Origin of the sequence: Herbaspirillum hiltneri N3, assembly GCF_001267925.1 — a bacterium.
Taxonomy (GTDB): Bacteria; Pseudomonadota; Gammaproteobacteria; order Burkholderiales; family Burkholderiaceae_D; genus Herbaspirillum; species Herbaspirillum hiltneri.
In genome coordinates this window covers 1,394,711-1,418,979 of the sequence record NZ_CP011409.1, presented here as the reverse complement: position 1 = coordinate 1,418,979, position 24,269 = coordinate 1,394,711, and the positions used below count along the sequence as shown (strand labels likewise).

Here is a 24,269-nt window from a genome sequence, read left to right as displayed (position 1 = left end):
CGGTTCGTGCATGCATGCCATCCTCTTCAAAAGAAATCAACTTGCGATTGCAATGACTTGTCGGCCTGCTGGCCGGCATGTACCTGGCGCTGCTCCTGCGTGGTATAGGTTTTCTCGAGGTCGGACAGCCATGCCGCACCGGATGGAAGGGAGGCCGCGCTCGCCACCATCCCCGTCAGCTTGACCATGTCGAGCTGGACGTGATCGAGGATCTGGCTGATGCGATCCTGGAATTGCAGATTGACCAGGATGTCACAGACCTCCTGATCGACTTCGCGGTTTTCTTCTTCGAGCTGGCCGACGGTGCCGCTAAGCTTGAGCGCGGATTGGCGGAAATCGGCGATGACCGAATCGATCACCATGCGCGAATCGTCCACCATGCGGCCGGCATCGGCATCGAGCTGGTTGGCGGATAAATGCGTGGCCTGGATCTGCTGCTGGACCGCCTTGGTCTTGCCGACGATCTGGCGACCGGCCTCGGCCGAACGCGCGGCCAGTTCGGTCCAGCTTGCCTGGTCCGAGAACAGGTCGGTGACGCCGGTACGGCCGGCAATCTGCTCGACCTGCAGACCGAGCTGGCGGATGTCTTCGTTGTGCTGATTGAGCGTTTCGATCTTGCGCAGCAAGGCGTCGCGCGTGGTCAACACTTGCTCCAGCGCGTTGGCGATGCCGCCGAGCTGCTGTGCCGCGTTCTGAATGACCTGCAGCACGTCGCCGTTCTTGCCGCCTTCGGCCAGGCTCACTGCGCCGCCGAGGCGTTGATGGATGCCGACGAAGCGCTGCGTGAGCTTGTCGATCGCTTCCTGCGTCTGGGTGCGCGCCAGCTGGACGTTGTTGCGCCAGGCCGGCACTACCGCCTGCACCAGCACGGGCAAATCCGCTGAACCGGCTGCCTGTTGATTTTTTTGTGCGGAGGGGATGTCCGCCACCGGCGGCGCGACGGCTCTCGCCGGACCTGCTCCTAGCACCCACGCCATGCCCGCGATCAACGCACCGGCGATGATGCCCTGCCACCATCGCGGCGCCAGCAGCGCGAGCAAAAATGCGTTGATCCCCCACAACGTAAGCAAGGCGCGGTAGTTCGACTTCACGATGTTCCAATCAAAATGTTTGATTTTGTCAGTTCGGGCGGGACGATCCCCTTGTCGTCGCCACATGGCGCCGTTCCATGCCGCCGTTCCATGCATTAACGGCAACATATGGCCGTTTTTTTATACATTCGTCGCGAATAATTAAAATTTCCGCAGAACAACGTTCAGTAGGGCCTTCCTATTCCGCGTCCCTTATTCTGGACCGCAGAGGACTTGGTCTGTGGGCGGAATAGAGGCAGAATTCAGCTTGATTTGTCAGAGTATGCATTGCCGTCCGGAAATAACCTCACTCACCTCATTGATCACATGCAAATTCCTGTCGCTTTCCAGACCGTCGGCTTGCTGGCTCTGTCGAACGTTTTCATGACTGTCGCCTGGTACGGCCATCTCAAGAGCCTGGCGTCCAAACCCTGGTGGATCGCCGCGCTCATCAGTTGGGCGATCGCGCTCTTCGAGTATCTGCTGCAGGTGCCCGCCAACCGCATCGGCTACACCCAGTTCAGCCTGGCCCAGCTGAAGATCATGCAGGAGGCGATCACGCTGACGGTATTCGTGCCGTTTGCAATGATCTACATGCAGCAGCCGTTCAAGCTCGACTACGTGTGGGCTGCGCTGTGCCTGGTGGGTGCGGTGTATTTCATTTTCCGTAGCTGAGCTGCCACGATCGTTCTGGGGAACAGGTTCTGAGAACCTGTTCACGATCTGTAGCGAGAGGCCGTCAGCCGGTGTCGGGCGGCGCGGAGCTCAGTTGAAACCCTTGGAATGTACTTCAGTACATGAGGATTCCGAGCACCGACCAAGGGTTTCCAAGTCGCGGATCACGGCCTCGCAGTAAGATCGTGAGCAGGTTCTGACGCTGCGCTGACAGCGAAGCGCTACTCTCGTACAATGCGGACTCCCATCCACTGTGTGCGGTGCAATATCCGCCAAGAGCGAGAATGGATTTAGACAGTTACCACTACATCGTTATCGAAGGCCCCATCGGTGTCGGCAAGACCACGCTGGCGCGCAAGCTGGCCCAACGTCTCGACGTACAGTCCGTGCTGGAACAGCCGCAGGAAAACCCCTTCCTCGAAAAGTTCTACCGCGACGCCGGCCGTTACGCGCTGCAGACACAGATGTTTTTCCTGTTCCAGCGCATCCAGCAATTGCAGGAGCTGGCGCAATCGGATCTGTTCAATACGCGTTTCGTCGGCGACTTCCTGCTGGAAAAAGATCCGCTGTTCGCGCGCCTGACCCTGGCCGATGAGGAACTGAAACTCTATGAACAGTTGTACCAGCACCTGCGCACGCACGCCGTACAGCCGGATCTGGTGATCTACCTGCAGGCGCCGGTGGATACGCTGATCGAACGCATCCGCAAGCGCGGCATTCCGATGGAAGCCTCGATTTCACACGATTACCTGCAGCGCCTGGGCGACAGCTACAGCCGCTTTTTCTACAACTACGATGCCGCGCCGCTGCTGATCGTCAACAACGAGCACATGAACATGGCCGACAACGACGAAGATTTCGAGCTGCTGCTGTCGCACATCGCCGAGATGCGCGGCAAGCGCGCGTTCCTGAACCGAGGAGAATAATCATGGCCGCCTATCTGCAGGATGCCCCCGCAACACGCAAGAAAGCCGTCACCATCCACACGCTGCAAACCATGCGCGACAAGGGTGACAAGATCACCATGCTGACCTGTTACGACGCCAGCTTTGCGGCGTTGATGGATCGCAGCGGCGTCGACACCGTGCTGATCGGCGACTCGCTGGGCATGGTCTGCCAGGGCCATCAGTCGACCTTGCCGGTGACCGTCGCCGACATCGCCTATCACTGCGCCAGCGTGGCGCGCGGCAACCAGTCCATGCTGATCATCGCCGACATGCCGTTCGGCGCTTACGGTTCGCCGCCGGCGGCGTTCGACAATGCCGTGAAGCTGATGCAGGCCGGCGCGCACATGGTGAAAATTGAGGGCGGCGCCTGGCTGGCCGACACGATTCGCCTGCTGACCGAACGCGGCATCCCGGTTTGCGCGCACCTGGGCCTGACGCCGCAATCCGTACATCAGATGGGCGGTTTCAAAGTACAGGGCAAGACGCTGGAAGGCGCTGAATTGCTGCATGCCGACGCCAGAGCCGTACAGGCGGCGGGGGCTTCGCTGCTGGTGCTGGAAGCGATTCCGGCGGCGCTGGGCGCCGAGGTCACGGCACAATTGCGCATTCCGACCATCGGCATCGGCGCCGGTCCGGACTGTTCCGGCCAGGTGCTAGTGATGCACGACATGCTGGGCGTGTTCCCGGGTCACAAGGCGCGTTTCGTGAAAAACTTCATGGACGGCGCCGCCAGCGTGGAGGACGCCGTGCGCAGCTATGTGAGGGCGGTGAAGGACGGCAGCTTTCCGGCGACCGAGCATTGCTTTTGAGCGGGATCACGTAATCCCGGCAGACGCAAAAAAAGCCCGCGCGAGCGGGCTTTTTCTTTTCAAGAGACAGCTTCGCTTCAGCGAATGTCCTTGAGGTCCTTGTAGCGTTCCAGGCTGACTGCCAGGTTCTTGCTGCATTCGTCAGCGTTGCTGATGGTCGGCGACAAGGCTTCCAGCAGACCGTCGTGCACGCCGTAGACCAGCGCATGGATGCTCAGCTCCTGACCGCGTTCCCAGGCGTCGGTGACGATGGTGGTGCGGCAGATATTGGCAACCTGTTCGAGCACGTTGAGCTCGCACAAACGGTCATGCTGATCGCCCTGCGACATGTGGTCGTGGAAACAGCCGATGTGCTTTTCGTGGACGTCCTGCACGTGCTGCAGCCAGTTGTCGGCGAGGCCGACGCGGCGCTTGGTGAGCGCCGCCTGGACGCCGGCGCAGCCGTAGTGGCCGCAGATGATGATGTGCTTGACCTTCAGCACGTCAACTGCAAATTGCAGCACCGACAGGCAATTCAGATCAGTGTGCACCACCACGTTGGCGATGTTGCGGTGGACGAACAGTTCGCCCGGCAACAAACCGAGCAGGTCGTTGGCCGGAACGCGGTTGTCCGAACAACCGATCCAGAAATATTCGGGCGAACGCTGCGAGCCGAGCTTCAAAAAGAAATCGGGGTCGCGCGCAGTGATTTCACTTGCCCAGCGGCGGTTGCCTTGCAGCAGTTGCAGCTGAACCTGGTCTTGTTGGCTTGGTGTGGTCATAGTCGGCAAGATCGAGTTTCATGCTTGTTGCCGCGTCGCACCCGGAGGACCGATCACGGCAGGCATGAGGATGAATGAAAGGAAGACCGGACGTTCGCCGCGTTTGCCGCGGCGGGCGCTGGATACGGCCGGGCGGCCGATGGCGCATGCTAACGATGTCTTCCGGAAATGTGCGGCGCATGTTCTGAGCACTGTGTTACCAGCACCATGCACCGCGACTGCATTGTATAGAAAAAAAGCCGCAAAAACCGGCGCCCCCTGAAACAGCGGCGCCGGTCTTGCCGGGATTACTCGAAGAATTCCTTGACCTTGTCTTTCCAGGTCTTGGTTTGCGGGCTGTGCTTGGCGCCGCCTTCGGCGGTCAGTTTTTCAAACTCGCGCAGCAAATCCTTCTGGCGTTCGGTCAGCTTGACCGGCGTTTCCACCACGACGTGGCAGAACAGGTCGCCGGCATAGCCGGAACGCACGCCCTTGATGCCCTTGCCGCGCAGGCGGAAAGTCTTGCCCGATTGCGTGCCTTCGGGAATCGTGAAGGTGGCCTTGCCGCTCAAGGTCGGCGCTTCGATGTCGCCGCCCAATGCCGCCTTGGCGAACGAGATCGGCATTTCGCAATGCAGGTCGTCGCCGTCGCGCTGGAACACTTCGTGTTGCTTGATGTGAATTTCGACATACAGGTCGCCCGGAGGACCACCGTTCATGCCCGGTTCGCCGTTGCCGGACGAACGGATGCGCATGCCGTCGTCGATACCTTCCGGAATCTTCACTTCCAACGTCTTGTTGCGCTTGAGGCGACCGGCGCCGGCGCAAGTCGGGCATGGCTCGGGAATCACCTTGCCGCTGCCGTGGCACTTCGGACACGTCTGCTGGATGCTGAAGAAGCCTTGCTGCATGCGTACCTGGCCGTGGCCGCCGCAAGTGCCGCAGGTGGTCGGCGAGGTGCCGGGCTTGGCGCCGGAACCGTGGCAGGTGTCGCACTCGTCCCAGGACGGTACGCGGATAGTGGTGTCGAAACCGTGCGCCGCCTGTTCCAGCGTGATCTCGAGGTTGTAGCGCAAGTCGGCGCCGCGATACACCTGCGGACCCGCGCCGCGGCCGTGGCCGCCGCCGCCACCGCCGAAAATGTCGCCGAAGATGTCGCCGAAGGCATCGGCAAAGCCGCCTGCGCCCGCGCCGCCACCGCCGCCCATGTTGGGATCGACGCCGGCATGGCCGTAACGATCGTAGGCGTCGCGCTTTTGCGCGTCGGACAACATCTCGTAGGCTTCCTTGACCTCCTTGAACTTCTCTTCCGCGCCCTTGCTGTCGGGGTTGCGGTCAGGATGGTACTTCATCGCAAGCTTGCGATAAGCCTTCTTGATTTCGTCGTCGGTCGCGTTTTTCGCTAAACCAAGGATTTCGTAAAAGTCACGTTTTGCCATGTTTTATAACACCTTGTTATTGGGCTTCTCCCGCGCTTGCGCGAGAGCCAACAATGTGAAAAAGCCGAGAGACGATCTTGCGACCATCTTGCTCGGCGTGTCGGGCGGCAAAGCCGGCCGACGTGTTCCTGAATGACTGCGTCGGGCTGCGGGCGAAAGAGAAATTCTCCCTTCGCCCGCAATCCGGATTACTTCACTTCCTTGAAGTCGGCATCGACCACGTCGTCGTCCTTCGGACGCGATTCGCCTGCACCTGCAGAACCACCTGCCGCTCCGGCAGCACCGCCGGCCGCAGCCTGCTGTGCCTGCTGGTCGGCGTACATCTTCTCGCCCAGCTTTTGCGCGGCGACGGACAGCGCTGCGGTCTTGGCGTCGATGGCCGCCTTGTCGTTCGCCTTCAGGACTTCTTCGAGCTCCTTGATGGCGGCTTCGATGGCGTCCTTCTCACCGGCTTCCAGCTTGTCGCCGTATTCGGTCAGTGCCTTGCGTGTCGAGTGGACCAGCGCGTCGCCCTGATTGCGGGTTTCGGCCAGCTCCTTCAGGCGCTTGTCTTCGTCGGCGTTGGCCTCGGCGTCGCGCACCATCTTTTCGATCTCTTCTTCATTCAAGCCGGAATTGGCCTTGATGGTGACCTTGTTTTCCTTGCCGGTGGCCTTGTCCTTGGCGCCGACGTGCAAGATGCCGTTGGCGTCGATGTCGAAGGTCACTTCGATTTGCGGGGTGCCGCGCGGCGAAGGTGGAATGCCTTCCAGATTGAATTCGCCCAGGGCCTTGTTGCCGGCCGCCATTTCACGCTCACCCTGGTAGACCTTGATGGTCACCGCAGGCTGGTTGTCGTCGGCAGTCGAGAACACCTGGCTGAATTTGGTCGGGATGGTCGTGTTCTTCTTGATCATCTTGGTCATCACGCCGCCCATGGTTTCGATACCCAGCGACAGTGGCGTGACGTCCAGCAGCAGCAAGTCCTTGCGTTCGCCCGACAGCACCGAACCCTGGATCGCAGCGCCGACGGCGACCGCTTCATCCGGATTGACGTCCTTGCGCGGATCCTTGCCGAAGAATTCCTTGACCTTCTCCTGCACCTTCGGCATGCGGGTCATGCCGCCGACCAGAATGATATCGTCGATGTCGCTGACCTTGACGCCGGCATCCTTGATGGCGGTGCGGCAAGGCTCGATGGTCTTGGCGATCAGTTCTTCCACCAGCGACTCCAGCTTGGCGCGGGTGATCTTCAGGTTCAGGTGGACCGGTGCGCCATTGGCCATGGCGATGTACGGCTCGTTGATTTCAGTTTGCTGCGACGACGACAGTTCGATCTTGGCGCGCTCGGCCGAGGCCTTGATGCGTTGCAGAGCGATTGCGTCCTTCGACAGGTCGAGGCCGTTGATCTTCTTGAACTCGTCGATGATGTAATCGATGATGCGCTGGTCGAAATCCTCGCCGCCGAGGAAAGTGTCGCCGTTGGTGGACAGCACTTCGAATTGCTTTTCGCCGTCGACATCGGCGATTTCAATGATGGAGACGTCGAATGTACCGCCGCCCAGGTCATACACCGCGATCTTGCGGTCGCCCTTTTCGGTCTTGTCGAGGCCGAACGCCAGCGCTGCCGCAGTCGGTTCGTTGATGATGCGCTTGACTTCCAGACCGGCGATGCGGCCGGCATCCTTGGTTGCCTGACGCTGCGCGTCGTTGAAGTAAGCCGGCACGGTGATGACCGCTTCGGTCACTTCTTCGCCGAGGTAGTCTTCGGCAGTCTTCTTCATCTTGCGCAGCACTTCTGCGGAAATTTGCGGTGGCGCCAGCTTGTTGTCGCGCACGCCGATCCAGGCGTCGCCGTTGTCGGCCTTGATGATCGCGTAAGGCATCAGGGAGATGTCCTTCTGCACTTCTTTTTCGTCGAACTTGCGGCCGATCAGACGCTTGGCGGCGTAGATGGTGTTTTTAGGATTGGTGACGGCCTGGCGTTTGGCAGGTGCGCCAACCAGCACTTCGCCGTCTTCCTGATACGCGATGATGGAAGGCGTGGTACGCGCGCCTTCGGAGTTTTCGATGACTTTCGGCTGGCCGCCTTCCATGACGGAGACGCACGAGTTGGTAGTACCCAAGTCAATACCGATGATTTTGCCCATGATTTTTCCTTCGATCCTTAAGTTCCTGTTAGGGAACAACAATAGTTTTGATAGTTTTAATATGTGGAGAAAAATCTGTCTTTCAAGCGGCGAGTGTCACTTAAAAGCAAATTTTGTGCCGTTTATCGTTTTTATCTGTACAGCGCCTGCTTACTTGCCCTGCGCGACGGTCACCAGGGCCGGACGCAACAGGCGCTCGGAGATGGTGTAACCCTTTTGCAGGACGGTCACGACGGTATTGGCTTCCTGCTCGGCCGGTACGGCCGAAATCGCCTGATGCTTCATCGGATCCAGCTTTTCACCGGCTTGCGGGCTGATTTCCAGCAGCTTGTTCTTTTCAAAGGCAGCCGACAGTTGTTTCAATGTCATGTCGACGCCTTCCTTGAGCGATTCGACCGACGGGGTTTCGATCTTCAGCGCCATTTCCAGGCTGTCCTTGACCGACAGCAGCGATTCGGCAAAGCCTTCGATCGCAAACTTGTGGGCGCGGCTGATATCGTCCTGGGCGCGGCGACGGATGTTCTCGCCTTCGGCCTTGGCGCGCAGGAAAGCATCCTGCATCTCGGCGATCTTGGCTTCGGCGGCGCTCAGCTGTTCTTCCAGGCTCGGCTCGACGGCTTCAGCCGCCTGCGTCTGGGCTTGCGCGTCCTGCACTGCTTCGTTTTCCGCTGGTTTTTCCGTATCTTGCATAGTTAATACTCTCCGACATGGTACGCATGGTAGGTTTTACGCGCCTGATGGCGCTTGGGGCTGCACATGAGGCTTAACCTTAGTTTTTCAATGGTTATTACGCGCCGAGGCCATATCCAGAAGTCATATGGCATCCAACTAAACGTTCTAACGTCTTGTTACAGGATTTACTACACTTGAAATAGGCGTTTGCGATGCACCATTTATGATGGTGTGATCGAATCTTCCCGCCAACTTTCAAGGAGACGTCATGAAATTGCCGCTTATCTCCGCCACCGTCCTTGCCTATACCCTGCTGGCAGCAGCGTGGATCAGCTATTCACAACTGGTTGCTCTGTACTGAAGCCGGCGCCGGGAGTTCTTCCCGGCAGCGCCGGATAGCGCCTCTGACCTGCACGTGATTTCCCCAATGCAAGACCGGCGCAGCCCGCTATTTTAACAGGCTGCAGCCCGGTTTCGTCCAGTTTGCGGCGCAGATGCTATTGCGTGGCGCCGTGGCGGCGGGCCTGTTCGGCAGAGATGGCGGCCTGTTTTTGTTCTTCTTCGCGCTGTGCGGCGCCGGCCAAAGTCGGCCAGCCGATCAGGTGCTGTTCGGCAATTTCCATCATGCCCTGACCCCAGGCGGGCGCATCGTTCAGGCACGGGATGAAATGGAACTCGCGGCCGCCCGCATGCAGGAATTCGGCCTTGGCCTCCATCGCGATTTCTTCAAGTGTCTCGAGGCAGTCGCTGGTGAAACCCGGACACATGACGTCGACGCGCTGCACGCCCTGGCGCGCCAGTTCCTGCAAGGTCGGCGCGGTGTAGGGCTGGAGCCATTCGGCCTTGCCGAAACGCGACTGGAAAGTCACCACGTAGTCCGCCTCGCTCAGGCCCAGCGCCTCGGCCAGCAGGCGCGCGGTCTTGTAACATTCGCAATGGTAGGGATCACCCAGCAGCAGCGTGCGCTTGGGCACGCCGTGGAAACTCATGACCAGCTTGTCCGGCTGGCCGTTGGCGTCCCAATGCGCCTGTACCGAGCGCTTGAGCGCCTGGATATAGCCGTCGTGGTCGTGGTAGTGCTTGATCAGGCGTAGTTCTGGGATATTGCGCACCTGGGCGAAATGCTGGAACACGGCGTCGAAAATCGAGGCCGTCGTGGTGCCGGAATACTGCGGATAAGCGGGCAGGATGAGGATCCGGTCACACCCCTGCGCCTTGAGTTCATCGAGCACATCCGGCACCGCCGGACTGCCGTAGCGCATCGCATGCGTCACGTGGACGCGGTGGCCGCGCTCAAGCAGGCGCGCGCGCAACAGGGCGGCCTGGCGCTCGGTATTGAGCCTGAGCGGCGAGCCTTCGGCGTCCCAGATGGAGGCGTATTTTTCAGCCGACTTGCCGGAGCGGAACGGCAGGATGACGCCGTTGAGGATGAACCACCAGATGGCGCGCGGGATCTCCACCACACGCGGGTCCGACAAGAACTGTTTCAGGTAGCGCCGCACCGCACGCGCGGTCGGCGCATCCGGCGTGCCGAGATTGACCAGCACGACCGCCGTCTGCGCCTGCATATTGCTGCCGTGGATGTAAGGAGGTTCTTTGCGAAATGACATGAAAATCCGTGAAGGTCTGGCGTTGGCTGGAAGGAAGCGGTGCTGTCAGGGTGCTGCCGGGTGTTGCCGGGCACTACAACGCGAGCAACTCGCGGGCGTGCTTGCGCGTGGTCGCGGTGATTTCCAGACCGCCCAGCATGCGTGCGATTTCTTCCACGCGCGACTTGGCGTCGAGCGCTTCGATCTGCGATACGGTCTTGCCGTCATCGTTGCGCTTGCTGACCTGGAAGTGCTGGTTGCCCTGGCTGGCGACTTGCGGCAAGTGCGTCACGCACAAGACCTGGCGATCCTGGCCGAGGCGTTTCAGCAGGCGCCCGACCACTTCGGCCACGCCGCCGCCGATGCCGCTGTCGACTTCGTCGAAGATCAGGGTCGGCGTGGCCGTCGAGCTCGACGCAATCACCGAAATCGCCAGGGCAATGCGCGCCAGCTCGCCGCCGGAGGCGACTTTCGCCAGAGGCCGCGGCGCTACGCCGGCATGGCCCGCCACCAGGAACTCCACTTGCTCCACGCCGTAAGCCGCCGGCTCGCAGGCTTCCAGTGCGATGGCGAAACGGCCGCCCGACATGCTCAGGTCTTGCATCGCTGCCGTGACCGCTTCGCCCAATGCCTTGGCCGCCTTGGCGCGGCCTTTCGACAATTTCTGGGCGGCGCCGGCGTAGACGGCTTGCAGTTTTACCTCTTGCGCGCGCAAGGCGTCGAGGTCGCTGGCGTCGGCCAATTGTTTCAGCTCTTCGGCCAGCTTGGCGTGTTCCTGCGGCAGGTCGTCGGGCGCGACGCGGAATTTGCGCGCAGTCGAGTGAATCGCTTCCAGCCGCCCTTCCACCTGCTGCAAACGCGCGGGATCGAGTTCGACCCGGCCGAGGTAATCGTTGAGCGCATAGACCGCTTCCTGCAACTGGATCTGCGCCGGCTCCAACGCATCCATGACCGGCTTGAGCGCCGCGTCGACGTCGGTCAGCTTGCCCAGTTTCTGCGTCAGTGAAGACAGTTGCGACAAGATCGGCGAGTCCGATTCGGAGATCGCGCTGAGCGCTTCCTGCGCGCCGTCGATCAGGCTGGCGGCATGCGACAGCCGGCTGTGCTCGTTGCTGATGTCACTCCATTCGCCGGGCTTGACGGCCAGCTTCTCGAGCTCGCTGACCTGCCATTCGAGGCGCTCGCGTTCGAGCAGGACGTTTTTGGCGTTGATTTCGAATTCTTCACGCTGCCTGGCCAGGGCGCGCCAGGTCTTGTAGGCAGCGGCGACGGCCTTGGCTTCCTCCAGCAATCCCGCCTGGCTGTCTAGCAACTGGCGCTGGGCGTCTGCCTTGAGCAAGGACTGATGCGCATGCTGGCCGTGAATATCAACCAGCAGTTCGCCGAGTTCGCGCAATTGCGTCGCGGTGGCGGCAATGCCGTTGATGAAGGCTTTGGAGCGGCCGGCATTGTCGATCACCCGGCGTAACAGCACGCCGCCGTCTTCGTCGGAAAACTCATGCGCTTCGAGCCAGGCGGCGACGTCGGGACCGGCGCTGAAATCGGCTGTGATGTCGGCCTTGGCCGCGCCTTCACGCACCACGCTGGCGTCGCCGCGGCCGCCCAGCGCCAGCGCCAGGGCGTCGATCAGGATGGATTTGCCGGCGCCGGTTTCGCCGGTGAAGACGGAAAATCCGGGGGCGAACTCGAGTTCGATGGCATCGACGATAACGAAATCACGAATCGACAGGGTACGCAGCATGGGATGGTGGAATTGGTGTTTTATCAATATCGGCGGTGTCTTTTCGGTACGGAGGACCGTACCGAAAAGACACCCGAAGCGGCTATTGTCGCCTATTGTGGCTTATTGTCGCCTGTTGCATTTATTGCAGGCGGCCTTCGACCGACGGGTATTCGTTCCAGTGCAGCTTGTGCCGCAAGGTGTCGTAGTAGCTCCAGCCTTCCGGATGCAGGAAGGTGATCTTGTGCGCCGAGCGCCGGATCACGATGCGGTCGCCGTGCGACAGGCTGGTCAGCGACTGCATGTCGAAGTTGGCGCTGATGTCGCGGCCGTTGACGACCTGGATCGAAATCTCGCAGGAATCCGGAATCACGATCGGCCGGTTCGACAAGGCATGCGGCGCGATCGGCACCAGCACGATGCCGTGCAGGCTAGGATGCAGGATCGGGCCGCCGGCCGACAAGGCATAGGCGGTCGAGCCGGTCGGCGTGGCCACGATCAGACCGTCGGAGCGCTGGTTGTACATGAAGCGGCCATCCACTTCCACGGTCAGTTCGACCATCCCGGAAGAAGCGCCGCGCGCGACCACCACGTCATTGAAGGCGAGCGCGTTGAAAATCTGTTCGCCATCGCGAAATACCGTCGCCTCGAGCAGCGAACGCGTCTCGACATCGACCTTGCCATCCAGCATATCGGCCAATACCGGTATCATGCGGTCTAGCGAAATATCCGTCATGAACCCCAAACGCCCCTGGTTGATCCCAATCAGCGGCACGTTGAACGGCGCCAATTGCCGCGCGATGCCAAGCATGGTGCCGTCGCCGCCGACCACGATGGCGGCGTCGGCGAACTGGCCGATCTGTTCCGGCGACATGGCGTCATAGCCTTCCAGAGCAATGTTCTGCGCGGTCTCGGCTTCAAACACGATGGTGTGGCCATGCGCCTCCAGGAAGGCGGCGATGTCGGAAAGGGATTGCGCGATGCCGGCGGCATGATATTTGCCGACGATTGCGATGGTTTTGGGCGTTGCCGCCTGCACGGGTAATTTGATGGGCCACATGCTGCGGATTAAAGCATAAATCGGGGCCTGTTAACAATGAATTTGCGAGTGCGAACGCGCGGCAGGCGTTGACTGCCTAGGCGCAGCGACGCGACGTAGCGGTGCTACCGAAGTTGCAACACCTTGGAGCTGCAACAACGGCAGGCGACGCCTGCAGCCGTTCCCGAAGGGTTGCTACCAGAAAGCGCGCTGGCGGTGTTGCATGGCTTGCAGGTGGGTCCACCACCTGCTACGCCACGCGCCTTGCCAGCACGCTTTCTGGCAGCAACGCATCTCGCAAATTCATTGTTAACAGGCCCCCAGACGACTCTGAAGCGATTTTCATGAACAAAACCAACATCCAGGCAGTCCTGTTTGACCTCGACGATACGCTGTGGGCGATCGAGCCGGTGCTGCATCTGGCGGAAACCCGGCTGTACGAATGGCTGACCCGACATGCGCCCGGCGTGGTGCAACGCGAAAGCATCATCAGCCTGCGCGCGCGCCGGCAGGCATTGGCGAAGACCGATCCGGTCTACGAGATCAACCTGTGGGCGCTGCGCCATGCGGCACTGACCGCGGTGCTGGCCGAGCATGGCGAAGATCCTGCCCTGGCCGATCCCGCCATGGAGATTTTCACCGCCGGCCGCAACGCCGTCACGCTCTTCGACGATGTCCTTCCCGGCCTGCAGCAATTGAAACCGCGACTGAAACTGGGTACGGTGTCGAACGGCTTCGCCGATCTCGCGCGCATCGGGCTGGCCGGGCATTTTGAAATCTCCATCGCCGCGCATCAGTTCGGCACCGCCAAACCCGATCCGGCCATCTTCCACGCCGCCTGCACTGCACTCGGCGTGGCGCCGGCACATACCGTCTACGTCGGCGACGACCTGACGCTGGACGTCCTGGGCGCGCAGCAAGCCGGTTTGCACGCGGTCTGGATGAACCGCTTCCAGCGCGAGCTGCCTGAGCACGTGCGTCCTGACGCGGTGTGCACCGATCTGAACCAACTGGCGCGCTGGCTGGCGTCATAGTGTGCAGATATGCGTGCAGATATATATGACGGGATGTTGGCACGCTTGCTCCCGCCTCGTTAGAATGAAGACATGCAACTAGATAATCGCGCCCAAACCCTGCTCAAAGCCCTGGTCGAACGGTATATCGCCGACGGCCAGCCGGTCGGCTCGCGCGCGCTCTCCAAGATTTCGGGACTGGAGCTGTCGCCGGCGACCATCCGCAACGTCATGGCCGACCTCGAAGAAATGGGCTTCGTCGCCAGCCCGCACACCTCCGCCGGCCGCGTGCCGACGCCGCGCGGATATCGCGTCTTCGTCGACACGCTGCTGACGATCGATTCTGTCGATGCGATCGGCTCCCTCGACGAAGCGGCGCTGGAAACCAAACTGCAATCGCGCTCGCAGATCAGCTCGCCGCAAAAGATCATTTCCAACGCGGCGCAAGTGCTGTCGTCGCTGTCGCAATTTGCCGGCGTGGTCATGACGCCGAAGCGCGAGTCGATCTTCAAGCAGATCGAATTCCTGCGCCTGTCCGAAAAGCGCATCCTGCTGGTCATCGTCGGCCCCGGCGGCGACGTGCAGAATCGCCTGTTGCTCACGGAGGTCGACTACACGCCTTCGCAATTGGTGCAGGCGGCCAATTACATCAACCAGCACTACGGCGGCCTCGGCTTCGATGAAGTCCGACTGCGCCTGCAAAACGAACTGCGCCAGCTGCGCGACGACATGACCAGCCTGATGCAGGCGGCGGTGGAAGCCGGCAGCGATGCGATGGCGGATGACTCCGACAACGTGGTAATTTCGGGGGAACGCAATTTGCTCAGCGTGGCCGACCTGTCGTCCAACATGACCTCGCTGCGCAAGCTGTTCGACATGTTCGAGCAAAAGACCAGCCTGATGCAATTGCTGGATGTCTCGAGCAAGGCCACCGGCGTGCAGATCTTCATCGGCGGCGAATCGCAGCTGGTGCCGATGGACGACATGAGCATCGTCACCGCGCCGTATGAAGTCAACGGCAAGATCGTCGGCACGCTGGGCGTGATCGGTCCGACGCGCATGGCGTACGAGCGCGTGATCCCGATCGTCGACATCACCGCCAAACTGCTGTCGAGCGCGCTCAGCGGCAACAACAGCTGAGCCTGCTGGAACGGCTGCAAGCGACTGTTGCACACCGCTCACCTCTCTTTGCCGCAGTAATAAAAAAGCCATCCGGCGACAGCAGGATGGCTTTTTTTACAAACAGGGGGGATCGAATCCGGCCCGGACGAATGCTTATTTCTTGGCTTTGCGGCAATCCTTGCAGTGGCCGTACAAGGCCAGCGCGTGGTCGGCGATTTCGAAACCATGCTCCTGGGCAATCTTGAGCTGGCGCTTCTCGATTTCGGCGTCGAAGAACTCCTCGACCTTGCCGCAATCCAGGCAGACCAGATGGTCATGGTGCGAGCCTTCGTTGAGCTCGAACACGGCCTTGCCGGTTTCAAAGTGATTGCGCTGCAGCAGGCCGGCTTGCTCGAACTGCGTCAGCACGCGATACACCGTGGCCAGCCCGACATCCAGATTGTCCGCCAGCAGCATTTTGTAGACGTCTTCCGCACTGAGGTGACGCACCTCGGTGTTTTGGAAGATTTCCAGGATTTTCAGACGGGGCAAAGTGGCCTTGAGGCCGCTGGCTTTCAATTCGGATGGATTATTAGGCATGTTTCAGTAAAAATCGGGTTATCTGCTTTATCATATAGCGTTTTAGCACAATTGCTCAACCAATTGAAATCTTTATGCGAATGTTGCCTTCCTACCGTACTACCGCTCTGGCGCTGATCGCGCTGAGCACCCTGCTGTCCGGCTGTGCATCCAAAAAACCGGCGGAAGGCGCAGCAGCGCACGACGCGACCGGCGTGCAGGTTTCGAAGAAGAGCAGCCTGTTCGGCTTCCTTAAGCCTTATCGCATCGATATCCAGCAAGGCAACTTCGTCTCCAAGGAGATGGTGGCGCAACTGAAGCCGGGCATGACCCGCGATCAGGTGCGCTTCGTGCTCGGCACGCCGCTGCTTGCCGACGTGTTCCACTCGGACCGCTGGGACTATGAATTCCGCCTGGCCAAAGGCAACGGCGAACTGATGAGCAGCCGCGTGTCGGTGTTCTTCAAGGACAATCTGCTGGAGCGCTACGAAGGCGGCAGCGACCTGCCGACCGAGCAGGAATACCTGTCCCTGATCGCCGGCTCCAAGAAGGGCGCCATGCCGGAACTGTCGGATACGCCGACTACCGTGACGCCGCCATCCTCCGCCAAGTAACAAGTAGATAACGGCGATACTCGCCAATACAAGTCAAGTACAAATAAGCACTATGAGCGCATTGAAAATCGCCGTCGCCGGCGCCTCCGGCCGCATGGGCCGCATGCTGATCGAAGCTATCCAGAACGCCGACGACATGGTGCTGGCCGGCGCCCTCGACGTATCCGGTTCGCCTGCCATCGGCACCGACGCCGCCTCGTTCCTGGGCAAGCCCGCCAACGTCGCGATCGAATCCGACCTGGCCAAGGGCCTGGCCAACGCCGATGTCCTGATCGACTTCACCCGTCCTGAAGGCACACTGAAGCACGCCGAATATTGCGCCGCGCACGGCATCCGGATGGTCATCGGCACCACCGGGCTGGAAGCCGACCACAAGGCCGCCATCGGCGGTTTTGCGCAAAAGACCGCCATCATGCTGGCGCCGAACATGAGCGTCGGCGTCAACGTCACGCTCAAGCTGCTGGAAATGGCCGCCAAGAGTTTCTCGCACGGCTACGACATCGAGATCATCGAAGCGCATCACCGCCACAAGGTCGACGCGCCGTCCGGCACGGCCCTGAAAATGGGTGAAGTCATCGCCGACGCCATCGGTGTCAAACTCGACGACGTCGCCGTCTACGCCCGCGAAGGCATCACCGGCGAACGCGATCCGTCGTCGATCGGCTTCTCCGCCATCCGCGGCGGCGACATCGTCGGCGACCACACCGTGCTGTTTGCCGGCATCGGCGAGCGCATCGAAATCACGCACAAATCCTCGAGCCGCGTCACTTATGCTCACGGCAGCCTGCGCGCCGCACGTTTCCTGGCCGACAAGAAAACCGGCCTGTACGACATGCAGGACGTGCTCGGACTGAAGTAAGCCTCCCTGCCGCTGCATCGGATCAACGATGCAGCGAATCTTTTTGCAGACGCGTGCTCCAACGGATTGCCATTTATTTCTTCTGCTTCCTACCAAGAGACACGACATGGAACAACCCGTTGGATTCGCCCATTACTGGGCGCAAGGCGATGCCGTTTCGCACGCCGTCGCCTATGCCCTGCTGCTGATGTCCATCGCCAGCTGGTATTACATTCTTTCCAAGACCTGGAGTTCGTGGCGCATTCGCCGCAGCAGCAATGCGCTCGACGGCTTCTGGAAAGCACCCACGCTGACCGACGCCATCGCCGTCATGCGCACCGTCGACAGCGAAGAAATCTTCATCCCTCTGGCGCAACGCTCGTCCGAAGCCGCCGGCATTTCATCTAAGCAGAGCGCGCCTTCCCCCTCCCTCAACGCCGCCACCGATCCCGGCGAACTGATCACGCGCACGTTGCGCCGTGAAATCAATCGCGTCTCGGCGCGACTGGAGCGCGGCCTGACGCTGCTGGCCTCGGTCGGCTCGACTGCGCCGTTCGTCGGCCTGTTCGGCACCGTCTGGGGCATCTATCACGCGCTGGCGGCGGTCTCGGCCAGCGGCACGGTGCAGATCGACAAGGTCGCCGGTCCGGTCGGCGAAGCGCTGATCATGACTGCACTCGGGCTGGTGGTGGCGATTCCCGCGGTGCTGGCCTACAACGCCTTCACGCGCCTGAACCGGCTGACGCTGGCCGAGCTCGACGGCTTCGCGCATGACCTGCACGCCTACCTCACCACCGGCGAGCGCGTCGGCAAGGGGGAAGCATGAGTTTCGGCGGCTTCAACGACAATCACCAGGCCGGCCCGATGGCCGAAATCAACGTCACCCCGATGGTCGACGTGATGCTGGTGCTGCTGGTGATTTTCATCCTTTCGGCGCCGCTGTTCACGCACTCGTTGCAGCTTGATCTGCCGACCGCGAAATCCGCCCCTGCGCCGGAAAAGCCGCAAACCGTCAGCGTCGCCATCGACGCCGCCGGCAAGCTGTATTGGCAGGACCAGGCGGTCACGCTGGAAGAATTGACGCGGCGCATGGCCCAGGCGGCAGGCAAGAAGCCGCAGCCGGAAGTGCAGCTGCGCGCCGACAAGGCGACCCGTTATGAAGTGATTGCCGACGTCATGTCGGCGGCGCAGAGCAACGGCCTGAACAAGCTCGGTTTTGTGACCGATCCGAAACCGGATACTGAGAAGAAATAGACATGGCAACAGCACGCCTGAATGGCGAACTCATCACCGACTGGGACAGTTTTCACAGCCAATGCGCGAGCGTATTCGGCTTCCCCGAGTTTTACGGCAACAACATGAACGCCTGGGTCGATTGCCTGAGCTACCTGCGCGATGACGACGGCATGAGCAAGTTCGTGCTCAAGGACAATGAAGTGTTGACCATCGAAGTCCAGCACAGCGACAAGCTGCGCGCCGCTGCGCCGGACATCGTTGAAGAGCTGCAATTCTGCGTCGCCATGATCAATGAACGCTGTGAAGACTACGAAGAACCGGCAACGCTCAAGCTGGCGCTGCTCTGACCTTCCGCCCCCGCTCCCCCCCTCAGTCGATCAGCTGATCGCCGTCATAAAACGGATACGGCCCGTCGAACTCGCCGACGTAAGCCGTATGACTGATCAGTCCCGTATTCCTCTCCCACCAATGCAACTGGAATCCCGGCGGCTCCATCACGAACTGCGACGGCGCCTGCGGATCCAGATCGAGCACCACCTGATGCGACACGCCCGGACAGGTTGATGCCATCGTGCCGCCGAAGCGGGTTTGTATCGACCGGTGCAGGTGGCCGCAGATGACCCGTTCCACTTGCGGATGACGGCGCACCACAGGTTCCAGCAACTGCGGATTGATCAGACCGATGTCGTCCATGTGCCCGATGCCGGTAGTGAACGGCGGATGGTGCATCGCGATCACGGTCGGCCGCTGCGGCTGTGTACTCAGCACCTGCTCCAGCCAGTCCATGCTCGCCGGCGCCAACTCTCCCTTGCTGGAACGGGGGATCACGGTATCGAGCGTCACGATGCGCAGCGGATGATCCTCGATCACGTATTCGATACGCGCGTCGTCGGCGGCGCCTTGCAGGTAGCCGTGATCCGGGAAGGCCCGGCGCAGCGCGCCGCGCTCGTCGTGGTTGCCGGGCAGCAGGTAGTACGGCATCGTCAGCGGCGCCAGCAATTCGCGCAGAACCGCGTACTCGTCGGCCAGGCCGAAATCGACCAGGTCGCCCGTGAACACCACCGCATCCGGCCGCTGTTTCAGCCGGTTGACCTGCGCCACGCAGCGCCGCAGGCTTTCGGCGGTATCGACCACCCGATAGGATTTTTTCCCTTGCGCCTTGATGTGCAGGTCGGAAATCTGGCACAGGATCATGAGCGGGTCTCCCCTGAAAAATGTTGCGCGGGCAATTGCATCACCGCGTGCTCCGGCACGCGCAGTCCGATGTGCTCGCCGGCATGCCAGACGCCGCGCCTGCGCGTCTCGACGATCACCGGCATCTCGGTGCCGACGTCGACCAGCAGGCGCGTACGATCGCCCATGAAGAAGGTCGACATGACGTCGCCGAATATTTCCGCGCCGGCGGTATCGAGCGGCACGATCTCGACATCTTCAGGACGGAACATCGCCGTCGCCTGCCGGTCCGGTTTCACGTTCGCCAGCGGCACGATGCCGGCCGGGATCTGCAGGTGACCAACGCGCGTCACGCCGCTCACGCGATTCATGGTGCCGATGAAGTCGGCCACGAATTCCGAGGCCGGACGATAGTAGATATCCTGCGGTGTGCCGATCTGCGCAATCTTGCCCCGCTCCATCACGACGACACGGTCGCCCAGCGCCATCGCCTCGCCCTGGTCGTGCGTGACGTAAATCGCGGTGATGCCGAGCTTGCGCAGCAACTGGTTGAGGTCGGCGCGCAGGGTTTCGCGCAGCTTGGCGTCGAGAGCGGTCAGCGGCTCGTCCAGCAACAGCACGCGCGGCTCCACCGCCAGTGCCCGTGCCAGCGCCACGCGCTGTTTTTGCCCGCCTGAAAGCTGGTCGATGCGGCGATGGCCGAGGCCTTGCAGGTGCACCATGTCGAGCAGCGCATCGATTCTGGCGGCGCGTTCGGCGGCAGGCAGCTTGCGGATCTTCATGCCATAGGCGATGTTCTCGCCGACCGTCATGTTGGGGAACAGCGCATAGTTCTGGAAGACCATGCCGACGCCGCGCTTTTCGATCGGCAGGTCGGTGACGTCGTCGTCGCCGAACAGCACGCGGCCGCCGGCGTCGGGGAATTCCAGTCCGGCGATCAGTCGCAGCGTGGTGGTCTTGCCGCAGCCGGACGGCCCCAGCAGCACCAGCGTTTCGCCGGGATGGATTTCAAGGTCGATCGGCTCCAGCGCAGGTGCGCCGCTGCCGAAGGTCTTGGCGCATTGAAGCAGTTTGATGGAAAGAGAAGAGTTCATAGGCGTACGCGAGTGCGCGTGGTCTGGGTCGCCCATTGCATGGCGACCAGCAGCGGCACGATCATCAAAAGAAAAATCAGGGTATAGGCGGAGCCGACTTCCAGCCGCATCGAAGCGTAGGCGTCGGCCAGTCCGACCGGCAAGGTCATGGTCAGCGGCGTATGCAGCATCCAGGTGATGTTGAACTCGCCGATCGACAAGGTCACCACCATCAGCGCCCCGGCCAGGATGCCCGACGCGGCGTTCGGAATCACCACGCCGAAGAAGCGCTGGCGGATGCCGGCGCCGAGACTGGCGGCGGCTTCTTCCAGCACCGCCAGTTGCGACGACTGCATCACCGCCAGCACCGGCCGTACCATGAACGGCAAGGTGAACAGCACATGTCCGACCAGGATGAACAGCAGGCTGCCGCGGAAGGCGCGATACTGGCCGTAGGCCATGATCAGCGCCAGCGCCGTGGCCAGGCCCGGCACCGCCACCGGCATCATGAGCAGCTCCTCGAAGACGCGCGCCAGCCGGCTGTTGCCGCCCTGATGGCGCGCCAGCATGTAGGCCAGCGGCACGCCGACCACCAGTGTCACCGCCAGGCAAGCCAGCGCAATCGCGACGGAACGCCAGATGGTCATCTGATAGGTATCCCACACCTGCGCGACCCAGCGCAGCGTGAAGCCGCTCGACAAGCCGACGAAGAAATTTTCCGTCACGCCGGCCAGCACCGACAGCACCACCGGCACGATCAGGAAGGCGCACACCAGCAGCGTGAACGCCAGTTGCAGATAAAACCGCAGGGAGTTTTTCATCGTTTTCCCTTCTTCATGCCGTAGCCGGGACACTACTGCCCGACAGTGAACGCGCCAGCGCCAGGGCGATCCAGGTGATCACGCCGAGCACGATGGACAAGGCCGCCGCCATCGCGAAATTCGCGTAGCTGGTGAATTCGTTATAGATCGCCATCGGCAAGACATCAATGCTGGTCGCCAGCGTGAACGCCGTGCCGAAGGCGCCGACGCTGGTGGCGAAGCAGATTGCGCCCGACGATATCAAGGCCGGCATCAGCGCCGGCGCCACCACGTCGAAGAACACGCGCAGCGGATTGGCGCCGAGCGAACGCGCCGCTTCTTCGAGCGCGGGGTCGAGCTTTTCGGCGGCGGCCATCACCGTCAGGATCACTCGCGGAATCGAAAAGTACAGATAACCGATGAACAGCCCCGCCAGCGAATACGCAAACACCAGCGACTCGCCGAACAGCTTGTCGGTCAGCACGCCGATCAATCCCTGGCGTCCGGCCAGCATGATCACCATGAAGCCGACCACCACGCCCGGGAACGCCAGCGGAAACGTCAGCATCGCCAGCAGCAGCGATTTGCCGGGGAAACGGTTGCGTTGCAGGAACAGCCCCACCAGCGACGAAATCGCCAGTGTCGCTAAGGTGACCACCGCCGACAGCAACAGCGTCGACACCAGGCTCCACAGATAGTGGCGATTGGTCACCACGGCCAGATAGGCCATCGCACCGCTCGGACCGCTGGCGCCGACGCCGACCAGGCGCAGCATCGGCAATAGCCAGAACGCCGCGAACAACGTCATACCCGGCACCGCAAACAACCAGACCTTGCCGGCCGGACGTTTGCGGTGCGGCTGACTTGTACGAGTCAGTTGCACGGACATGCTTACTTCACTTCGGCCAGGTAGCGTTCGCTGAACTGACGCTGGACGTCAGCCATCTTGCCGTAGTCGACCGATTTGGCGCGGGCATAGTCGGCGGCCGGCAGGAAGCGGGCTTCGGCTTCTTTCGAAATCGCAGAAGCACGCACCGGACGCAGGTAGGCATTGGCCCAGATGGCCTGGCCTTCATTGGACAACAGGAAGTCCAGCACCTTTTTCGCGTTGGCCTGGTTCGGACCGTTCTTCACGAGACTGACGACATAAGGTACGGTGACGCTGCCTTCGGCCGGGATCACGAAGGCGACATTGGCCTTGTCCTTGTACCTGGCGCGGTAGGCGTCGAAGTCGTAACCGAACAGGATCGGAATTTCACCGGAAATCAGGCGCGCGTAGGAAGTCTGCTTCGGCACGATAGGCTGGTTCTTTTGCAGCGCCTTGAAGTAATTGATGCCTGGCGTGAAGTTGTCGAGCGTGCCGCCCAATGCCTGGTTCACGGCGACCGCGCCAACATAGCCGACGAATGCGCTGGCGGGATCGAGGTAGCCGATCAGGCCTTTGTATTCAGGCTTGAGCAGGTCTTGCCACGAGCGCGGCATCGGCTTGCCCTTCAATGCATCGACGTTGACCATCAGGCCCATGGTGCCGGAGTGGATGGTGGTCCAATAACCTTCCGGATCCTTCAGGCCTGCAGGCACGTCATTCCAGCCGGCCGGCTTGTAGGGGGTGATGATGTCGTTCTTTTTCGCTTCGATGCCGAAGGTCACGCCGACGTAGGTGAAGTCAGCCACCGGGCTGGCTTTTTCAGCCATGATCTGCGCCAGCGCCTGGCCGCTGTTCTTGTTGTCGGGCGGCACGGTGATGCCGGTCTTTTCCTTGATGGTCTTGATCTGCGTGGCCCAGTCAGCCCATTCCGGTGGGCAGTTGTAGCAGATGACGTTTTGCGCCGCGGCGCTGAACGAGACGGCAAAGGCGGCGGTTGCCGCCATCGTCTGGAGAATGCGGGACAAACGTGGAAGTGATCGCATGTCGTTTCCTTTCTGTTGCTGTTGATGTGAACGATTAAAAAACTGAAAAAGGTCAGGAGAAAACCCGCACAGTGCCGCCGTGGCGGATCGTGTGCGCAAGTGTTTGCGAGACCGGGCCGGCGCCACCCTCGGTCTGCCCGATGGCGGCCACCAGCGTGCGCAGGGCGACTTCGCCGATCTGTTCGGACGGCTGCACGGCGCTGGCCAGCACCGGCGACATCATCTCGCCCAGCGGGATGCCGTCGAAGCCCATGACGGAGATGTCTTCCGGCACGCGCAAACCCAGCTCGCGCAGATCGCGCATCGCGGCCAGGGCGAGCAGGTCGTTGGAGCAGAACAAGGCGCTCGGGCGTTGCTGCGGATCGGAAAATGCCTGGAGATGCGCGCTGGTCAGGCCGGTATGGCGCGGCACTTCGATCGGCGCCATCGGCGCCAGACCGTGCGCGCGCATGGCGTCGAGATAGCCGTGGTAGCGCTGGATGGCGCGGTCGGACGCATTGAATTGACCGGTGAGCATCTGGATGCGGGTATGGCCGAGCGCAGTCAGGTGCGCCACGGCATCATGTGCGGCGGCGCGATTGTCGACCGACACCGACAGGCGCGAGGCTTGCTGCGGCTGGTTGTACGTCAGCACGTAGGGAATGCCTTCCCGGTCGAGCACGTCCAGCGTGCCGCTGGCGCTGGCGTCGGCGACGGTCAGGATGACGCCGTCGACGCGATGGCTGAGCAGCAGGTTGACTGCCGCCGCTTCGTCTTCCTGGCGGTATTCGGTGGCCGTGAACATCACCGAGTAATCGAGCGTACGCGCCGCCAGTTCGATCCCCTGCAGGCATTGCGCGAACACCGTGTTCGACAGCGTCGGCACCACCACCCCGACGGTGCGCGAACGTCCCGCTCGCAGGTTGCGGCCGTTGAAATTGGGGCGGAAGCCGAGCGCGGCGATGGCCTCATTGATCTTGCCCGCGGTCTCGGCGCTGACCGATGCAGGACTGTTGAGCAGGCGCGACACCGTCGCGGTGGACACGCCGGCTTGCAGGGCGACTTGTTTGATGGAAGGCGGCACGATGATGGGCGATGAGTGAGGCTGAAGTCGATGGGTTCG

General features: G+C 61.4%; 25 protein-coding genes. 10 read left to right on the top strand and 15 right to left on the bottom strand.

The features are described 5' to 3' along the window. Nucleotides 1–26: 26 nt before the first annotated feature. Nucleotides 27–1,091: a chemotaxis protein gene (locus F506_RS06380; RefSeq protein ID WP_235471400.1), complete on the bottom strand. Its 1,065-nt coding sequence runs from the start codon at nt 1,089–1,091 to the stop codon at nt 27–29. 306 nt (nt 1,092–1,397) lie between these two features. Here F506_RS06380 and F506_RS06375 point away from each other — a divergent pair, with 306 nt between their 5' ends. From F506_RS06375 to panB, 3 genes are all read left to right on the top strand, one after another. Beyond that, the gene (locus tag F506_RS06375; RefSeq protein ID WP_053195865.1) at nt 1,398–1,745 is read left to right on the top strand and encodes a DMT family protein; all 348 of its coding nucleotides are present in this window, start codon (nt 1,398–1,400) and stop codon (nt 1,743–1,745) included. A 284-nt stretch (nt 1,746–2,029) separates the two neighbouring features. Then, the gene (locus F506_RS06370) at nt 2,030–2,671 is read left to right on the top strand and encodes a deoxynucleoside kinase (protein ID WP_053195864.1); all 642 of its coding nucleotides are present in this window, start codon (nt 2,030–2,032) and stop codon (nt 2,669–2,671) included. Nucleotides 2,672–2,673: 2 nt separating this feature from the next. Then, nucleotides 2,674–3,501: a 3-methyl-2-oxobutanoate hydroxymethyltransferase gene (gene panB, locus F506_RS06365; RefSeq protein WP_053195862.1), complete on the top strand. Its 828-nt coding sequence runs from the start codon at nt 2,674–2,676 to the stop codon at nt 3,499–3,501. A 77-nt stretch (nt 3,502–3,578) separates the two neighbouring features. Here the strand turns inward: panB and can are convergent, their stop codons facing one another. The 7 genes from can to F506_RS06330 all read right to left on the bottom strand — a co-directional run bounded on the left by can (nt 3,579) and on the right by F506_RS06330 (nt 12,850). Beyond that, on the bottom strand, nt 3,579–4,262 hold the full coding sequence (gene can / locus F506_RS06360) for a carbonate dehydratase (RefSeq protein WP_053195860.1): 684 nt from the start codon (nt 4,260–4,262) through the stop codon (nt 3,579–3,581). Nucleotides 4,263–4,549: 287 nt separating this feature from the next. Next, complete coding sequence (gene dnaJ / locus F506_RS06355) at nt 4,550–5,680, bottom strand: molecular chaperone DnaJ (RefSeq protein ID WP_053195857.1); 1,131 nt, start codon at nt 5,678–5,680, stop codon at nt 4,550–4,552. Nucleotides 5,681–5,868: 188 nt separating this feature from the next. Next, nucleotides 5,869–7,809, bottom strand: a complete 1,941-nt coding sequence (dnaK, locus tag F506_RS06350; protein ID WP_053195855.1) for a molecular chaperone DnaK — start codon at nt 7,807–7,809, stop codon at nt 5,869–5,871. Nucleotides 7,810–7,959: 150 nt separating this feature from the next. After that, entirely contained in the window at nt 7,960–8,499 is a 540-nt protein-coding gene (gene grpE / locus F506_RS06345; protein ID WP_053195853.1) for a nucleotide exchange factor GrpE, read from the bottom strand. Nucleotides 8,500–8,978: 479 nt separating this feature from the next. Continuing rightward, a complete protein-coding gene (gene hemH, locus F506_RS06340; protein WP_053195852.1) occupies nt 8,979–10,091 on the bottom strand; it encodes a ferrochelatase in 1,113 nt (370 codons plus the stop codon). A gap of 73 nt (nt 10,092–10,164) precedes the next feature. Next, nucleotides 10,165–11,811 (bottom strand): DNA repair protein RecN, encoded by a 1,647-nt coding sequence (gene recN / locus F506_RS06335; protein WP_053195850.1) that lies wholly within the window; start codon nt 11,809–11,811, stop codon nt 10,165–10,167. A 121-nt stretch (nt 11,812–11,932) separates the two neighbouring features. After that, entirely contained in the window at nt 11,933–12,850 is a 918-nt protein-coding gene (locus F506_RS06330) for an NAD kinase (RefSeq protein ID WP_053195848.1), read from the bottom strand. 323 nt (nt 12,851–13,173) lie between these two features. Here F506_RS06330 and F506_RS06325 point away from each other — a divergent pair, with 323 nt between their 5' ends. Beyond that, the gene (locus tag F506_RS06325; protein ID WP_053195847.1) at nt 13,174–13,863 is read left to right on the top strand and encodes an HAD family hydrolase; all 690 of its coding nucleotides are present in this window, start codon (nt 13,174–13,176) and stop codon (nt 13,861–13,863) included. A 72-nt stretch (nt 13,864–13,935) separates the two neighbouring features. Next, nucleotides 13,936–14,982, top strand: coding sequence for a heat-inducible transcriptional repressor HrcA (hrcA, locus tag F506_RS06320; protein WP_053195845.1), 1,047 nt, complete (start codon nt 13,936–13,938; stop codon nt 14,980–14,982). A 135-nt stretch (nt 14,983–15,117) separates the two neighbouring features. Here the strand turns inward: hrcA and fur are convergent, their stop codons facing one another. After that, nucleotides 15,118–15,543: a ferric iron uptake transcriptional regulator gene (fur, locus tag F506_RS06315; protein WP_053195843.1), complete on the bottom strand. Its 426-nt coding sequence runs from the start codon at nt 15,541–15,543 to the stop codon at nt 15,118–15,120. Between the two features lie 80 nt (nt 15,544–15,623). Between fur and F506_RS06310 the strand changes: the two genes are divergently transcribed. The 5 genes from F506_RS06310 to F506_RS06290 all read left to right on the top strand — a co-directional run bounded on the left by F506_RS06310 (nt 15,624) and on the right by F506_RS06290 (nt 18,557). Further along, the gene (locus F506_RS06310; protein WP_053195841.1) at nt 15,624–16,136 is read left to right on the top strand and encodes an outer membrane protein assembly factor BamE; all 513 of its coding nucleotides are present in this window, start codon (nt 15,624–15,626) and stop codon (nt 16,134–16,136) included. A gap of 52 nt (nt 16,137–16,188) precedes the next feature. Beyond that, on the top strand, nt 16,189–16,995 hold the full coding sequence (gene dapB, locus F506_RS06305) for a 4-hydroxy-tetrahydrodipicolinate reductase (RefSeq protein WP_053195840.1): 807 nt from the start codon (nt 16,189–16,191) through the stop codon (nt 16,993–16,995). 106 nt (nt 16,996–17,101) lie between these two features. Next, the gene (locus F506_RS06300; protein ID WP_053195839.1) at nt 17,102–17,800 is read left to right on the top strand and encodes a MotA/TolQ/ExbB proton channel family protein; all 699 of its coding nucleotides are present in this window, start codon (nt 17,102–17,104) and stop codon (nt 17,798–17,800) included. Beyond that, nucleotides 17,797–18,228 carry an ExbD/TolR family protein gene (locus F506_RS06295; protein ID WP_053195838.1) on the top strand — a complete coding sequence of 144 codons (432 nt, stop codon included), beginning with the start codon at nt 17,797–17,799 and terminating at the stop codon, nt 18,226–18,228. The genes F506_RS06300 and F506_RS06295 overlap by 4 nt, the downstream gene beginning before the upstream one ends. A gap of 2 nt (nt 18,229–18,230) precedes the next feature. Further along, nucleotides 18,231–18,557 (top strand): barstar family protein, encoded by a 327-nt coding sequence (locus F506_RS06290; RefSeq protein ID WP_053195837.1) that lies wholly within the window; start codon nt 18,231–18,233, stop codon nt 18,555–18,557. A 22-nt stretch (nt 18,558–18,579) separates the two neighbouring features. Here the strand turns inward: F506_RS06290 and F506_RS06285 are convergent, their stop codons facing one another. The 6 genes from F506_RS06285 to F506_RS06260 all read right to left on the bottom strand — a co-directional run bounded on the left by F506_RS06285 (nt 18,580) and on the right by F506_RS06260 (nt 24,230). Continuing rightward, nucleotides 18,580–19,404 (bottom strand): phosphodiesterase, encoded by an 825-nt coding sequence (locus F506_RS06285; protein WP_053195836.1) that lies wholly within the window; start codon nt 19,402–19,404, stop codon nt 18,580–18,582. After that, entirely contained in the window at nt 19,401–20,477 is a 1,077-nt protein-coding gene (locus F506_RS06280; protein ID WP_053195835.1) for an ABC transporter ATP-binding protein, read from the bottom strand. Before F506_RS06280 ends, F506_RS06285 begins: the two co-directional genes overlap by 4 nt. Further along, a complete protein-coding gene (locus F506_RS06275; protein ID WP_053195834.1) occupies nt 20,474–21,277 on the bottom strand; it encodes an ABC transporter permease in 804 nt (267 codons plus the stop codon). The genes F506_RS06280 and F506_RS06275 overlap by 4 nt, the downstream gene beginning before the upstream one ends. Nucleotides 21,278–21,290: 13 nt before the next feature. Continuing rightward, nucleotides 21,291–22,145 (bottom strand): ABC transporter permease, encoded by an 855-nt coding sequence (locus tag F506_RS06270; RefSeq protein WP_053195833.1) that lies wholly within the window; start codon nt 22,143–22,145, stop codon nt 21,291–21,293. Between the two features lie 2 nt (nt 22,146–22,147). Continuing rightward, the gene (locus tag F506_RS06265) at nt 22,148–23,128 is read right to left on the bottom strand and encodes an ABC transporter substrate-binding protein (protein WP_144424155.1); all 981 of its coding nucleotides are present in this window, start codon (nt 23,126–23,128) and stop codon (nt 22,148–22,150) included. Nucleotides 23,129–23,219: 91 nt separating this feature from the next. Further along, the gene (locus F506_RS06260) at nt 23,220–24,230 is read right to left on the bottom strand and encodes a LacI family DNA-binding transcriptional regulator (protein ID WP_053195831.1); all 1,011 of its coding nucleotides are present in this window, start codon (nt 24,228–24,230) and stop codon (nt 23,220–23,222) included. Nucleotides 24,231–24,269: the final 39 nt, after the last annotated feature.